The sequence below is a fragment of the Gemmobacter aquatilis genome (genome assembly GCF_900110025.1).
Taxonomy (GTDB): domain Bacteria; phylum Pseudomonadota; class Alphaproteobacteria; order Rhodobacterales; family Rhodobacteraceae; genus Gemmobacter; species Gemmobacter aquatilis.
Window position 1 is genome coordinate 613,240 of sequence record NZ_FOCE01000001.1, and the last position, 13,937, is coordinate 627,176.

Here is a 13,937-nt window from a genome sequence, read left to right on the forward strand (position 1 = left end):
TTAAGCCAAGATGAAAGCCGGCCCTCAGGCGCGGCGCTGATCGACGCGGATCGGGTCGATCAGCAGGCGCAGGCCGTTCAGCACGACAAGGATGGTGCCGCCCTCATGGCCGATCACCGCAATGGGCAGCGGCAGGTCGAAGAACAGCCCGCCGATCACCAGCACCGCCATGGCGCCCAGCGCGAAGATCAGGTTTTGTCGGATGATCCGCGCCGTGCGCCGGGCCAGCCGGTGGGCGGCGGCCAGTTGGCTCATCTCTTCGGACAGCAGCGCCACATCGGCGGCCTGCAGCGCCACCTCGCTGCCCGCAGCCCCCATGGCGATGCCGACATCGGCCCGTGCCAGCGCCGCCGCATCGTTCACCCCATCGCCGACAAAGGCCACCCGGCCCCGGCCTGCGAGGGTTCCCACCAGCGCCACCTTGTCTTGCGGCAGCAGATCGGCATGGATCTCGGCGCCGGTCAGCCCCAGTTCTGCGCCGATGCGTTCGGCCACAGCGCGGCGGTCGCCGGTCATCATCGCCAGTTGCGCCCCACCCTGCCGCAAGGCATCGAGCCCGGCGCGGGAACTGGCGCGCGGGCGGTCAGCCACCGTCACCGCGCCCAGAACCTGCGTGCCGCGTCCCAGCCAGATCAGCGTCTGCGCCCCGTCGCTCATCCCGTCCAGATGCGGCAGCTCGGCGGCCATCTGCGCGGCCATGCGGGCGTTCCCGGCCCAGATCGGCCCTTCGGCATCGCGCCCGGTGATACCTTCGCTGGGATGGGCCAGAACCTCGATCACCGGATCGGGCACCAGATTGCGCGCGACGATCTCACGCCGGATCGCATCGGCAATCGGATGTTCGGAATGGGCCTCCAGCCCCGCCAGCTTGCGCAGGAAGGCTGCAGGGTCGGCGGCATGGATCTCCGTCACCTCGGCCCGGCCGGTGGTCAGGGTGCCGGTCTTGTCGAAGGCAAAGGCCCGCACCTCGGCCAGCATTTCCAGCGCCGCACCGCCCTTGAACAGCACCCCGCCCCGTGCCGCCGCCGACAGCGCCGACAGGATCGCGGCGGGCACCGAGATCACGATGGCGCAGGGGCTGGCTGCTACCAGCAGCGTGGCCGCGCGATACAGCGATTCGTCGTAACCGCGCCCCAGCGCATAGAAGGCCGCAAAGGCTAGAAGCGAGCCGACCAGCACCGCCACCGTATAGCGCTGCCCGAACCATTCCGAAAACCGTTCGGACGGGGCGCGCGCCGCCTGCGCCTCGGTCACCAGTTGCACCATGCGCGCCACCGTGCTTTCGGCCACGCCGCGCGCCACCGTCACCTCCAGCACGCCGTTCAGGTTCACCGTCGCCTCGAACACCTTGTCGCCGGGGCCTTTATGCACCGGCATCGATTCGCCGGTGATGGTAGACAGGTCCATCGAGGCCGCGCCGCTGGCGATCACCCCATCCACCGGCACGCGCCCGCCCGGTCGCACCACCACCAGATCGCCGGGGATCAGGCTGTCGGACGGCACTTCTTCCACCACCGGGCCGCGTTTGCGAAAGGCGGTATCGGGGCGCAGCGCCATCAGCGCCTCCACCGCGCGGCGGGCGCGGCCCATGGCGCGGTGTTCCAGCGCCTCGGAGATGGTGAACAGGGTCAGCAGCACCGCCCCTTCCAGCGCCGATCCGACCAGCGCCGCCGCCAGTGCCGCCAGCGCCATCAGCAGATCAATGTCCAGCTTGTGGTCACGCCAGGCCGCACGCAGCGCCGAAAGCAGCGTCGGCACCCCGGCGGCAAGGTAAACCGCTCCCAACCCCGCAGGGCCCCACCAGCCCGGCGCCAGAAATTCCGCCATCAGCCCCGCCGCCATGCCGATCAGCGTGATCGCGGCCAGAATCGCCTCGCGCTGGCTTTCATCAGCCTCCCCGTGGGGCGCGGAATCATGGCTGTGGTCATGCGGCATGGCTGTCTCCTGCTGTCAGGCGCACCCTAGGCAGTCAGCCGCTCACCTGCAAACCCCGTGATGCGGGCCGTGACGATCTGCCCTTCCGGCTGATCGGCGCCAAAACCCACTTCGGTGAACTGCTCGGTCCGGCCCAGACGCGGGCCTTCCAGCAGCACGCGGTGCACCTGCCCGACCTGCGCCGCCAGATGACGCGCCAAAGCCGCGTCGCCCACTGCGCGCAGCCGCGCCGCGCGATCCTTCACCAGCGGGCCTTTCACCTGCGGCATCCGCGCGGCAGGCGTGCCCTTGCGCGGGCTGAACGGGAAGACATGCAGGAAAGTCAGCCCGCAATCTTCGACCAGCTTCAGCGAATTGGCGAACATTTCTTCGGTTTCTGTCGGAAATCCGGCGATGATATCGGCACCGAACACCATGTCGGGCCGCAGCCGCCGGGCCTCTTCGCAGAACCGGATCGCATCGTCGCGCAGATGGCGCCGTTTCATCCGTTTCAGGATCATGTCATCGCCCGCCTGCAACGACAGGTGCAGATGCGGCATCAGGCGCGGCTCGGTGGCAATCGCCTGCATCAGCATCTCGTCCGCCTCGATCGAATCGATCGACGAAATCCGCAGCCGCGCCAGATCGGGCACCAGTTTCAGGATGCGCATCACCAGATCGCCAAGCCGCGGCTGGGCCGGCAGATCGGCGCCCCAGGAGGTGAGATCGACCCCGGTCAGCACCACCTCGTTAAAGCCCTTGCCAACCAGCCGCTTGATCTGTTCCACCACCACCCCGGCGGGCACCGAGCGGGAATTGCCCCGCCCGAACGGGATGATGCAGAAGGTGCAGCGGTGATCGCAGCCGTTCTGCACCTGCACATAGGCCCGGTGCCGCCCGAACCCGTCGATCAGATGCCCCGCCGTTTCACGGACCGACATGATGTCATCGACCTGCACCCGTTCCGTCGTGCCGATCAGATCGGGCACGCGCAAGCTGGCCCATGTTTCCGCCTGCATCTTTTCGGTATTGCCGACGACCCGTGTCACCTCGGCCATCGCGGCAAAGGTTTCCGGTTCGGTCTGCGCCGCACAGCCGGTGACGATGATCGGCGCGCCAGGGTTTTCACGGGCGAGCTTGCGGATTTCCTGCTTGGCCTTGCGCACGGCCTCGGCGGTCACCGCACAGGTGTTCACCACCACCGCGTTTTCCACGCCCGCCGCCGCCGCCAGTTCTTTCATCGCCTCGGTCTCATAGGCGTTCAACCGGCAGCCGAGGGTCGAGAACACAGGCGCGCTCATAGCAGGCCCGCCAGAAACGCGGGCGACAACACGCCGTCGAACACATGCGCCACCGGCCCGGCCATCCAGACGCCATCCTCGCGCCAGTCGATCTCCAGCACGCCGCCATCCAGTTCCAGCGCCACTTGGCGCCCCGTCAGCCCGCGCGTCACCGCCGCCACCGCCGTGGCACAGGCGCCAGATCCGCAGGCCAGCGTGATGCCCGCCCCGCGTTCCCACACCCGCATCCGCAGCCGGTTGGGCCCGATCACGCTGGCAAATTCCACATTGGTCTTTTGCGGGAACAGCGGGTCCACCTCATAGCGCCGCCCCTCGCCTGCCACATCCACCGCCCCGGCATCCGGCACGAAGAACACGCAATGCGGATTGCCCATCCCCACCGCCACCGGATCGCCCGGCAAGGGCAGATGATCGGTATCCACCGTCCGCGCTAGCGGCACCTCGGCCCAGTCGCGCTGCGGCTGGCCCATGTTCACCGAAACCAGCCCATCCGCCCGCCGCACCGCACGCAGCCCCCCGCGCAGCGTGACCAGCGTCACCGCATCCCGGCCCAGTTGCCGCATCATGTAATCCGAAACGCAGCGCGTGGCATTGCCGCAAGCACCCGCCCGGCTGCCATCGCTGTTCCAGAAATCCAGCGTGAAATCAGCGCCTTCCGCATCGCGGATTTCGGCCAGCTGATCGAAACCCACGCCGCGGTTGCGATCACCCACCGCCCGCGCCAGCGCAGCCGTCACCACCGCCCCGCGCCCACGCGAATCGATCACTACAAAGTCGTTACCTGCCCCGTGCATCTTCATGAACGGCAGGCCATGGGGGAAAAGCTCTGTCATATGGGCGTCGTAACCCAGATTTAGGGATTTTGCCAGAGACCCGCGTTTTTGTGATTTTTCGCTCTTGACCCCCCCGACCGAACTCCGTAGTTAGCCGCTCACAGAGAGTGGGCCGGTAGCTCAGTTGGTAGAGCAGCTGACTTTTAATCAGCGGGTCACAGGTTCGAATCCTGTCCGGCTCACCACTTTCTGTACCGCCCCGGACAAGTGAACACTATCACATGACACGAGGTCGGCTTGGCACAGCCAAGGCACACAGCCCCCCGTCGCTATCCCCACTGTTGTTACGGCAAACAGCTTGCAGCGCCACCCTTCCGCGACGCCCCCCGTGCGCTGCGCCGAAGTCGAGCCGGATGCGGGTCTGCACGCCGTCCACTTCGAAGCCCGCACGGGTTTCGATCTGCGGGCCGGGCGCGCCTTCCAGATAGGAATATTCCAGCCCTTCGGCGCTGGCCGGATCGGCCACGACATACCAACGGTCAGCGACACTCAGGCGCGGTTCCACCAGCAGCGACAGCTTGCCGAAGGGGTTCACGTCTTCGGTCTTGGCCGCGGCGATCTCGGTCAACACCTGTTCGGCCAAGGTTTCCAACTCGGGCGGCACCAGCACGAAGCGCGGGGTCACGTCGATCAGCATACCACCCAGGGCCTTCATCTTGCGCATGGCGAGACGCGCAGCAGACAGCGAAGTTACGTTCGGATTGGCAGCAGCAGTCAGGTTGCCGTGATCGGCATGGAACACCGCCACGCCGTCCGACAGGACCGGGTTCGCCATGACCATGGCCGCCAGCGTGTCATTCTCGAAGGCGCAGGCGGCGATGCCCATCTTGCCGAAGGTCTCGATGCGGTAGGCTTCTTCCGTGGCTTCGGTGTTGTCGCGTTCATCATTCATGGCTTTCTCCTTTGATGTTCTGCGCCCGGTCGCGGGCGCGCTCTTCGTCCAGTTCGTCAATGTCGCGGCCACGGCCGGCCACCACCTCTTCGCGGGATTTCAGGCCCGCCGCGATTGCGGCCACATCGGCTTCGACCTCGTTCTTCGGGTCCACCCAAGCCCAGCCGGGCGGCACGAAGCGCACCGCCAGATGATCGGCCAGCGCCTCGGGCGGGATCGCCCCTGCCAGCGCCTGCACGTCGATCCAGCGCCGCCACAACGGGCGCAGCAGGCCCGCCTCGATCAGGTTGCGCTGCAACATTTCGGCGCGGCGGCGGAAGTCCAGCAAGCCCACGCGGGCCGAGGAATAATTGGCCTCGCCCAGATCGCCGGTCAGCATTTCGAAGGTCAGCCCCACGCCGGTTGCGATTTCCCGATCCTGCGCCCGCAGGAATTCCACCGCCTGGGCAAGGCCCGCGCCGGGGTTGGAAAAGGTCACATCCGCGCCCCGTCGCCCAGATCGCGGGTCAGGCTCGGGTCGATCTGATCGGCGGCGATCAGCTTCGGGCGCAACGCGCCGTCGCGGGTCACGATCAGATGCACGAAGGCTTCGCCATCGCGCACAATGGCACGGGCCAGCGGCAGCAGGATCGGGCGCACCAGCTCTTCAAACCCCTCGGCCAACGCCTTGCGCCGGGCCGCGTCGGGGTGCTACGGGCGCGCCTGCCAGCCCTTGCCCACCAGCGCCGCCCCCCATGCCTCCACAATCCGGTTGCCCTGCGGCGTGTTCATATAGGCGGCGCTGGCGCGCGCCTTGGCGGCCCCACGGGCGGCAAGCGTCGATTGCGAAGGGGCCGGGAGCATGGCCGCACCTTCCCAACGACGCCCGCCGCCCCCCGCCTCGATCTGGCGCTTGTGGACCGGGCGAAACACCCGCCCGAGCAAGTTAAAGGGGAAGGACATTACGCCGCGTCCTTTTCAACCTGCGCCCAGAGCTTCCGGGCCAACACGCCGACATTCAGCACCATGGCGAATTCGCCCATGTCTTCGAAGAAGCCAACGAGGTTTTCCATGGCGGTAACGGCGAAGATCGGCTGATCCGCCCGTGCCTCGGCGGAGGGCAACAAGATCCAGCATTCCCATGCGCGATTGCGCAACAGCATGGCCTGCACTTCCGGCGCGGCCACGCTGCCAGCCCGCGCAGCAGGCCCACGAATTGCCGCGCCTGCGCCCGGTCATTCTCATTGCCGGGGAACAGATCGGCCAGCGTGTCCAGCACCAGCACCACGGGCCGCAGATCCCCCATGAAGGCGTCAAGCTCGCGGAACAGGTCAGAGGCCCGCAGGATGCCGCTGCGCAGATCCAGCGCCGCCAGAAGCGCATCCTCGCCCGCAAGGCTGCGGATCGACAGGTGATCCAGATCGGAGAGCGCCGCATCCTCGGCCTGCACCACATCCCAGAGACGGCGATGCAGCTCGGCTTCGTCATCCTCGGCGGAAAGGAACAGCACCCGCCCCGCAGACACGCCCCGGCCCAACCATGTCTTGCCCAGGGCGCAGGCCACGGCCAGTTGCAGGGCCAGCAGCGATTTCCCGGTGCCGCCGTCGCCGGTCAGCAGCGTTACCGTTCCGGCCGGGATCAGATCGGGCACCAGCCATTCGCGCGGCGGCACCGGCTTGCCGTCCAGATCGGCGGCGGAAAAGAAACGGCTCTTGCGGCCCGAGGCATTCGCCTGCCGGGCATTCACCTGGCGCGGGCGGTTGCGGAAGTCGGAAAGATTGGTGACATTCTGCGGCGGCTCTTCGGGCTTGAGGCCGTCAAACGGATCGTCGGTCATGCTGCCCCCCGCACAAATGCGCCCTGGGGATCGACGCGGGCAAGGAAGGCGTGTCGGTCGCTGGCGGGCAGCGTGTCCCACAGTTGCACCAACAGCCGCTTGCGCGTGTTCACCTTCACCGCTTCGTCGGTCAGCTGGGCCAGACAGGCTTGCAGATAGGCCAGCAGCTCGAACGGCGTAGCCATGCTGGCCCACCAGCTGGCTTCGTGTTCGATGTCCAGCAACGGCGGCAGCGGTGCCCCTCGGCGCAGCCGTTCCACCACCCCGCAGCAGATCGACAGTGCATCGTCGGGATGCGCATTCTCCACCGCATAAGTGAGTGTGATTGCCCAATCATGCCGCAAGCGATATTCTGCCGCCAGATCGTCAACTTTATCGGGTTGTTTGGTCAGACCTGCCGCCCCGGTCGCGCCCGCCAGCGCGCCGGGGTTTTCCATTTCCGGGGCTTCGCCAAGAACATTCCGCGAAGACCCTGTGGCAGATTTGTGCCACGAATCAGCGGTCGTTCCCGTCTCGTTCACGGCGCTTGCGACCAGTTTCCGATCGGAAACGACATTTCCGCTTGCAAGAATCTTGGGCGTTTCGTAAAGCCCGCAGCGGGACACCTCTCCCCAACGAGAGGCTCATATCTGGAAGGATACCATGGCTGATCTCATCGCCCCGGCACAGCGCCCGGCAAACCCGCGCTTTTCCTCTGGCCCCTGCGCCAAGGTTCCCGGTTTCACCCTCGATCAACTGGCAGACGCCCCGCTGGGTCGCTCGCACCGTGCCGCCGTCGGCAAGGCAAAGCTGAAGCAGGCCATTGATCTGACCCGCGACATCCTCGGCGTACCCGCCGATTACCGCATCGGCATCGTCCCCGGTTCTGACACCGGCGCGGTGGAAATGGCGATGTGGTCGCTGCTCGGCGCCCGCCCGGTTGAAATGCTGGCGTGGGAAAGCTTTGGCGAAGGCTGGGTCACCGATGTGGTGAAACAGCTCAAGCTCGACGCCACCGTGAAAAAGGCCGCTTACGGCGAGATCGTCGATCTGGCGACCGTCGATTTCGACAAGGACGTGGTGTTCACCTGGAACGGCACCACCTCGGGCGTGCGCGTCGCCAATGGCGATGCGATCCCGGCGGACCGCGCGGGCCTGACCATCTGTGACGCGACCTCGGCCGCCTTCGCGATGGATCTGCCGTGGGACAAGCTGGATGTCGTCACCTTCTCCTGGCAGAAAGTGCTGGGCGGTGAAGGCGCGCATGGGATGCTGATCCTCAGCCCCCGCGCGGTGGAACGGCTGGAAAGCTATACCCCCGCCTGGCCGCTGCCGAAGATTTTCCGCCTCACCTCGAAGGGCAAGCTGATCGAAGGCATCTTCGTCGGCGAAACCATCAACACGCCCTCGATGCTGGCCGTGGAAGATTACCTCGTCGCGCTGAACTGGGCAAAATCGGTGGGCGGGCTGCAGGGCCTGATCGACCGCGCCACCGCCAATGCGCAAGTGGTGTGGGAGTTCTGCGCTGCCAATCCGTGGCTGCAAAACCTCGCGGTGAACCCGGCCAATGCCTCGACCACCAGCGTCTGCCTGAAATTCGCCGACCCGCGTATCACCGACGGCGCCACCTTCGCCAAGAACGTGGCGAAACGGCTGGAGAAAGAGGGCGTTGCCCTTGACGTGGGCGCCTATCGCGACGCGCCTGCCGGTCTGCGCATCTGGTGCGGCTCGACCGTCGAAACCGCAGATGTTCAGGCGCTGATGCCCTGGATCGCCTACGCGTTCGAGGCCGAAATCGCGGCGCTGGCGAAAGCCGCCTGATCGGGATGGCGGGGGCAACCCCCGCCCTACCTGCACCGTCCGGGAAAGCGGAATACCCCGCCTTCCCCACACCGTAGGGCGGGGATCACCCCGCCATTCCAAACCCATATCCAGAGGTCACCCAAATGGCTCCGCGCGTTCTCGTTTCCGACGAACTTTCCGAAACCGCCGTCCAGATCTTCCGCGACCGGGGCGTCGAGGTCGATTACATGCCGAAACTCGGCAAGGACAAAGAGAAACTGGCCGAAATCATCGGCCAATATGACGGCCTTGCCATCCGTTCGGCCACCAAGGTCACCGAAAAGCTGCTGGAAAACGCGACCAACCTGAAGGTCGTGGGCCGCGCCGGGATCGGTGTCGATAACGTCGATATTCCGGCCGCGTCGAAAAAAGGCGTGATCGTGATGAACACGCCCTTCGGCAACTCGATCACCACCGCCGAACATGCCATCGCCATGATGTTCGCCGTCGCCCGCCAGATCCCCGAGGCGAACGCCTCCACCCATGCCGGCAAATGGGAAAAGTCGAAATTCATGGGGGTCGAGCTGTTCAACAAGACGCTCGGCGTGATCGGCGCCGGCAATATCGGCGGGATCGTCTGCGACCGCGCCGTGGGCCTGAAGATGAAGGTCGTGGCCTATGATCCCTTCCTGTCGGACGAGCGCGCCAAGCAACTGGGCGTCACCAAGGTGGAACTGGACGATCTGCTGGCCCGCGCCGATTTCATCACCCTGCATGTGCCGCTGACCGACAAGACCCGCAACATCCTCTCGGCGGAAAACCTCGCCAAGACCAGGAAGGGCGTGCGCATCATCAACTGCGCCCGCGGCGGCCTGATCGACGAGGCGGCGCTGGTCGATGCGCTGAAATCCGGCCATGTGGCAGGGGCAGCGCTGGACGTGTTCGAGGTGGAACCCGCCACCGCGAACCCGCTGTTCAACATGCCCAACGTGGTCTGCACGCCGCACCTTGGCGCCTCCACCACCGAAGCGCAGGAAAACGTGGCGCTGCAAGTGGCCGAACAGATGTCGGATTACCTGCTGACCGGCGCCGTGTCGAATGCGCTGAACATGCCCAACGTCACCGCCGAACAGGCCGCCATCATGGGCCCGTGGATCAAGCTTGCCTCGCATCTGGGTGCCTTCATCGGCCAGATGACCGAAGAGCCGATCCGCGCCGTCAACATCCTCTATGATGGCCGCGTCGCCGACATGAACCTCGCCGCGCTGAACCAGGCGGTGATCGCGGGCGTGATGAAAGCCTCGAATCCCGATGTGAACCTCGTCTCTGCCCCCATCGTGGCGAAAGAGCGCGGGATTCAGGTTTCCACCACCAAGCAGGACAAGACCGGCACGTTTGACGCCTATATCAAGGTGACCATGGTCACCGACAAGCGCGAACGTTCGGTGGCAGGCACCTGCTTTGCCGATGGCAAACCGCGCTTCATCCAGATCAAGGGCATCAATATCGACGCCGAAGTGGGGCGGCACATGCTGTATACCACCAACGATGACGTGCCGGGCATCATCGGCCTCCTGGGCATGACCATGGGCAAGAACGGCGTGAACATCGCCAACTTCACCCTTGGCCGCTCGGGCGTGGGGCAGGACGCGATCGCGATCCTGTATCTCGATCAGGCGATCGACGCGAAAGTGGTGGATACGCTGGAGGCCACCGGCATGTTCCAGCAGGTCAAACCGCTGGAATTCGACGTGGCCTGAACCGGGCACAGGCCAGCCGTCACGCGAAATCCAGAAGGCCGGGGCCCACGCCCCGGCCTTTGTCCTTTCCCAACGCAGGGCCCCGCGCCACGCCCCTTGCACTTTCTTCTTTGCCCAAATACCCCGGGGGTCCGGGGGCTGGCCCCCGGCCTTACCCATCCGCGACACGGCTCTCCATGGAGGCACCCATGCGCAGCTACGCCATCGGCGACATTCACGGCCATCTTTCGCTGCTTCTGGGCGCGCATGACCTGATCGCGCGCGATCAGGCCCAGCACGGCGCCGCCCCGGTGATCCATGTCGGCGATCTGGTGGATCGCGGCCCCGACAGCCGTGGCGTGATCGAACATCTGATGCAGGGTCAGGCCCGCGGCGAGGATTGGGTGGTGCTGAAAGGCAACCATGACCGGATGTTCAGCCTCTACCTTACCGCCTTCGACGCCCATGACGAAGGCCTGCGCCGGGATCTGAGCTGGCTGCACCCGCGCCTCGGCGGCGTGCAGACGCTGCAATCCTATGGCGTGGCCTCGCCCGGCGACCGGCCTTTGCTGCCGGTGTTCCACGATGCGCTGGCCGCCGTGCCGCAGGCCCATCGCGACTGGCTGGCTGCACGGCCCACCTCGCATCAACGCGGCGAGGTGACCTTTGTCCATGCCGGCATCCGCCCCGGCATCCCCTTGGCGAAACAGACCGAAACCGATCTGGTCTGGATCCGCGAACCCTTCCTGTCGGACCCCCGCGACCATGGCAGCCTGATCGTGCACGGCCATACCGCGCTGGATGTCGCCACCCATTACGGCAACCGGGTCAACATTGACAGTTCCGCCGCCTATGGCGGGCCGCTGACCGCCGTGGTGATCGAAGGGCGCGAGGTGTTCGAACTGACCGCGCAAGGCCGCAAACCGCTGCGCCCCGCGCATCCGCATTTGCCCTAAAGGCAGCGCAAGCGCCGCAATATTGCCCGGCTCTGGCAAGGCCGCATTAATAATCTGCCATCAGTCTGACGTTCGGGGGCACCGTCCAACCGAAGGAGACAGGGATGAAGGTCGAGATGATTGACGGCGTGCGCGTGCTGAAACTGCGGGATCACCCGGGCACCCATGCCGCGAGGGATGACATGATGACGATGGCACATCTGTGGCGCCTGTTGTCGGGCGGCCATGCGCTGCGCGACGCAACGCCGACGATGCGGCACTATCTCTGAGCCTGTGGCAGGAGGCCCGAAACGGCCTCCTGACGGTCAGCGTCGCCGCATCACCAGCAGACCCAGCGCCAGCAGAACCAGACCCAGCGCGCCAAGGCACCAGAAAAACCCGCGTGTCCCCAGTGCCTCGACCAGCCGCGCCAGCACCAGCGGCGCGCCGATGCCGCCGATCAGGCCCGCACCCACCACCACCGGCGCCACGCGCGGCCCATGGCCCATGCGCGCCAGTGCCTCCACGAAATAGCCGGGAAAGATCATCCCGGCAAAAGCGCCCGCAGGCACGAAGAACCAGTCCGGCACGCTGACGGCAGCCAGAATCATGCAGGCGCCGATCCCGCCCACCGCAATCAGATACAGACGGAACGGCGCAATCAGATGCGCGGCAAAGGTCAGCACCACCCGCGCACCCAGAAAGGCCACGAAAAACGCCGACAGCAGCGCCGCCGAGGTGGCCTCGGTCTCGCCCGCCCGCACCAAAGCCGCCGGGCCAAGGCCGATCAGACAGGCCTCCATCCCGACGCCGAACAGGCCAAAGGTCAGGATCAGCGCATCGGGCCGCAGCCGCTCCACCGTTTCCACCTTCACCGCCACCCGCCCGGCATCCTGCGCGCCCAGCAACACCAGCAGACACAGACCCGCAATCAACCCATAGCCCAGCCCGGGCTGCGACCCCAGCGCCACGAACACCAGCGGCGCCGCAATCGCGCCGATGCCGAAGGTGGCATTCAGCAGCGACAGCATCGAAGGCCCCCGGTCGCCAAACGCCGCCAGAAAGCGCGGGTTGAACAGCACCGTCGATCCGCCATAGCCCGTGCCGAACACCGTGGCCCCGATCAGCGTCACCGGCCAGCCCCAGCCTGCCGCAATCAGCGCCGCCCCCGCCGCCATCAGCGCCAGCACCCGGCGCGGCGTGGCCAGATGCCCCGCCACGAACATCACCGCCACCCCGATGAAACAGCCCACCCAATGCGCCGAAATCACCAGCGAGGCATCGGCAAGGCTCAACCCCATCTCGCGCCCAAACACCGGCAGCGCCGGGCCATACAGCGATTGCCCCGCCCCCATCAGGATGAAACTCGCCATTCCCGCAAACAGCAGCCCGGCCTGGCCGCCCATCATCCCGCGCATCTTCCCGATCTCCTGTTTCGCGGCTTCACATTCTGCCTGCAGGCCCGACTGTCAATCGCTTCGCTTGCTTAATTTCTGAGGCAACGTAAGACTCGCGTGATCGCGCCCCGGGCGACACATTTCCCGTAAACCTTTGGAAAGGCCCTTCCATGACTGAAATCGTTATCCTCTCTGCCGCCCGCACCGCCATCGGCACCTTTGGCGGCAGCCTGTCGGGCTTTTCGCCCATCGAGCTTGCCACGTTCGCCAGCAAGGCCGCCCTTGCCCGCGCCGGAATCGAGGGCGCGCAGATCGGCTCCGCCGTGTTCGGCCATGTGATCAACACCGAACCGCGCGACATGTATCTCAGCCGCGTCGCCGCGATGAATGCGGGCGTGCCCGATACCGCCCCGGCGCTGAATGTCAACCGGCTCTGCGGCTCGGGCGCGCAGGCCATCGTTTCGGCGGCGCAGAACCTGATGCTGGGCGATGCCGATTTCGCGCTGGCCGGTGGCGCGGAATGCATGAGCCGCGCCCCCTATATCCTGCCCGCCGCGCGCTGGGGCCAGAAGATGGGCGACGTGAAGGCGCTGGACATGATGGTCGGCGCACTCACCTGCCCGTTCGGCACCGGCCATATGGGCGTCACCGCCGAAAACGTCGCGGCGGAATGTGACATCTCGCGCGCCGATCAGGATGCCTTCGCCATGGAAAGCCAGATCCGCGCCGCCCGCGCCATTGCCGAGGGCCGCTTCAAGGATCAGATCGTCCCGGTCGAAATCGCGGGCCGCAAGGGCACGGTGATCTTCGACACCGACGAACACCCCAAGGCCACCTCGCTCGACGCTCTGGGCGGGTTGAAAACCGTGTTCAAGAAAGACGGCACGGTCACCGCCGGCAACGCCTCGGGCATCAATGACGGCGCCGCCGCCGTGGTGCTGGCCCGGGCCGACGCCGCCGAAAAGGCCGGGCTGAAGCCGATTGCGAAATTGCTGGGCTATTCCATCGCGGGCGTGCGGCCGCAGGTCATGGGCCTTGGCCCGATCCCTGCCGTGCAGCAGCTTCTGGCGCGCACCGGGCTGACGCTGGCCGATTTCGACCTGATCGAATCGAACGAGGCCTTTGCCGCCCAGGCCCTGGCGGTGAACAAGGGCCTCGGGCTTGACCCGGCGATGGTCAACCCGAATGGCGGCGCCATCGCGCTGGGCCACCCGATTGCGGCCACCGGCGCCATCCTCACCGTGAAGGCGATCTACGAGCTGCAGCGCACCGGCGGCAAACGCGCCATCATCACCATGTGCATCGGTGGTGGCCAAGGCATCGCGCTGGCGGTCGAACTGGCCTGAGCC

At 66.3% G+C, this 13,937-nt stretch carries 15 protein-coding genes and 1 tRNA gene; 6 read left to right on the top strand and 10 right to left on the bottom strand.

Going from position 1 to position 13,937, the window contains the following annotated elements:
• Positions 1-24: 24 nt before the first annotated feature.
• The 3 genes from BMX43_RS03080 to dapF form a co-directional block, all read right to left on the bottom strand.
• On the bottom strand, positions 25-1,842 hold the full coding sequence (locus tag BMX43_RS03080) for a heavy metal translocating P-type ATPase (RefSeq protein ID WP_245749368.1): 1,818 nt from the start codon (positions 1,840-1,842) through the stop codon (positions 25-27).
• A gap of 119 nt (positions 1,843-1,961) precedes the next feature.
• Positions 1,962-3,215 carry a tRNA (N(6)-L-threonylcarbamoyladenosine(37)-C(2))-methylthiotransferase MtaB gene (mtaB, locus tag BMX43_RS03085; RefSeq protein ID WP_091296561.1) on the bottom strand — a complete coding sequence of 418 codons (1,254 nt, stop codon included), beginning with the start codon at positions 3,213-3,215 and terminating at the stop codon, positions 1,962-1,964.
• Positions 3,212-4,048 (bottom strand): diaminopimelate epimerase, encoded by an 837-nt coding sequence (dapF, locus tag BMX43_RS03090; protein ID WP_091296564.1) that lies wholly within the window; start codon positions 4,046-4,048, stop codon positions 3,212-3,214. Before dapF ends, mtaB begins: the two co-directional genes overlap by 4 nt.
• Before the next feature lie 109 nt (positions 4,049-4,157).
• On the opposite strand from dapF, the gene BMX43_RS03095 reads away from it, so the two are divergent.
• A tRNA-Lys gene (locus tag BMX43_RS03095) sits at positions 4,158-4,233 on the top strand.
• 32 nt (positions 4,234-4,265) lie between these two features.
• On the opposite strand, the gene BMX43_RS03100 is transcribed toward BMX43_RS03095, so the two are convergent.
• The 6 genes from BMX43_RS03100 to BMX43_RS03115 are packed head-to-tail and all read right to left on the bottom strand — an operon-like array spanning position 4,266 to position 7,193.
• Positions 4,266-4,940 carry a phage major capsid protein gene (locus BMX43_RS03100; RefSeq protein WP_091296567.1) on the bottom strand — a complete coding sequence of 225 codons (675 nt, stop codon included), beginning with the start codon at positions 4,938-4,940 and terminating at the stop codon, positions 4,266-4,268.
• Positions 4,933-5,418 carry a phage portal protein gene (locus tag BMX43_RS20115; protein WP_245749352.1) on the bottom strand — a complete coding sequence of 162 codons (486 nt, stop codon included), beginning with the start codon at positions 5,416-5,418 and terminating at the stop codon, positions 4,933-4,935. Before BMX43_RS20115 ends, BMX43_RS03100 begins: the two co-directional genes overlap by 8 nt.
• The gene (locus tag BMX43_RS20120; protein WP_245749353.1) at positions 5,415-5,603 is read right to left on the bottom strand and encodes a hypothetical protein; all 189 of its coding nucleotides are present in this window, start codon (positions 5,601-5,603) and stop codon (positions 5,415-5,417) included. The genes BMX43_RS20115 and BMX43_RS20120 overlap by 4 nt, the downstream gene beginning before the upstream one ends.
• Positions 5,604-5,630: 27 nt before the next feature.
• Positions 5,631-5,882 carry a hypothetical protein gene (locus tag BMX43_RS20125; protein ID WP_245749354.1) on the bottom strand — a complete coding sequence of 84 codons (252 nt, stop codon included), beginning with the start codon at positions 5,880-5,882 and terminating at the stop codon, positions 5,631-5,633.
• 55 nt (positions 5,883-5,937) lie between these two features.
• The gene (locus BMX43_RS03110) at positions 5,938-6,756 is read right to left on the bottom strand and encodes an AAA family ATPase (protein ID WP_091296569.1); all 819 of its coding nucleotides are present in this window, start codon (positions 6,754-6,756) and stop codon (positions 5,938-5,940) included.
• Positions 6,753-7,193 carry a hypothetical protein gene (locus BMX43_RS03115; RefSeq protein WP_091296572.1) on the bottom strand — a complete coding sequence of 147 codons (441 nt, stop codon included), beginning with the start codon at positions 7,191-7,193 and terminating at the stop codon, positions 6,753-6,755. The genes BMX43_RS03110 and BMX43_RS03115 overlap by 4 nt, the downstream gene beginning before the upstream one ends.
• Positions 7,194-7,398: 205 nt before the next feature.
• Here BMX43_RS03115 and BMX43_RS03120 point away from each other — a divergent pair, with 205 nt between their 5' ends.
• The 4 genes from BMX43_RS03120 (at position 7,399) to BMX43_RS19700 (ending at position 11,481) form a co-directional block, all read left to right on the top strand.
• Entirely contained in the window at positions 7,399-8,556 is a 1,158-nt protein-coding gene (locus BMX43_RS03120) for a phosphoserine transaminase (RefSeq protein WP_091296575.1), read from the top strand.
• A 125-nt stretch (positions 8,557-8,681) separates the two neighbouring features.
• The gene (serA, locus tag BMX43_RS03125) at positions 8,682-10,277 is read left to right on the top strand and encodes a phosphoglycerate dehydrogenase (RefSeq protein ID WP_091296578.1); all 1,596 of its coding nucleotides are present in this window, start codon (positions 8,682-8,684) and stop codon (positions 10,275-10,277) included.
• Positions 10,278-10,465: 188 nt separating this feature from the next.
• Entirely contained in the window at positions 10,466-11,212 is a 747-nt protein-coding gene (locus tag BMX43_RS03130) for a metallophosphoesterase family protein (RefSeq protein ID WP_091296581.1), read from the top strand.
• A 104-nt stretch (positions 11,213-11,316) separates the two neighbouring features.
• Positions 11,317-11,481, top strand: coding sequence for a hypothetical protein (locus BMX43_RS19700; RefSeq protein ID WP_175482003.1), 165 nt, complete (start codon positions 11,317-11,319; stop codon positions 11,479-11,481).
• Between the two features lie 36 nt (positions 11,482-11,517).
• Here the strand turns inward: BMX43_RS19700 and BMX43_RS03135 are convergent, their stop codons facing one another.
• On the bottom strand, positions 11,518-12,609 hold the full coding sequence (locus tag BMX43_RS03135) for an MFS transporter (protein WP_091296583.1): 1,092 nt from the start codon (positions 12,607-12,609) through the stop codon (positions 11,518-11,520).
• A gap of 149 nt (positions 12,610-12,758) precedes the next feature.
• On the opposite strand from BMX43_RS03135, the gene BMX43_RS03140 reads away from it, so the two are divergent.
• Positions 12,759-13,934 carry an acetyl-CoA C-acyltransferase family protein gene (locus BMX43_RS03140; RefSeq protein WP_091296586.1) on the top strand — a complete coding sequence of 392 codons (1,176 nt, stop codon included), beginning with the start codon at positions 12,759-12,761 and terminating at the stop codon, positions 13,932-13,934.
• The last annotated feature ends 3 nt before the right edge of the window (positions 13,935-13,937 follow it).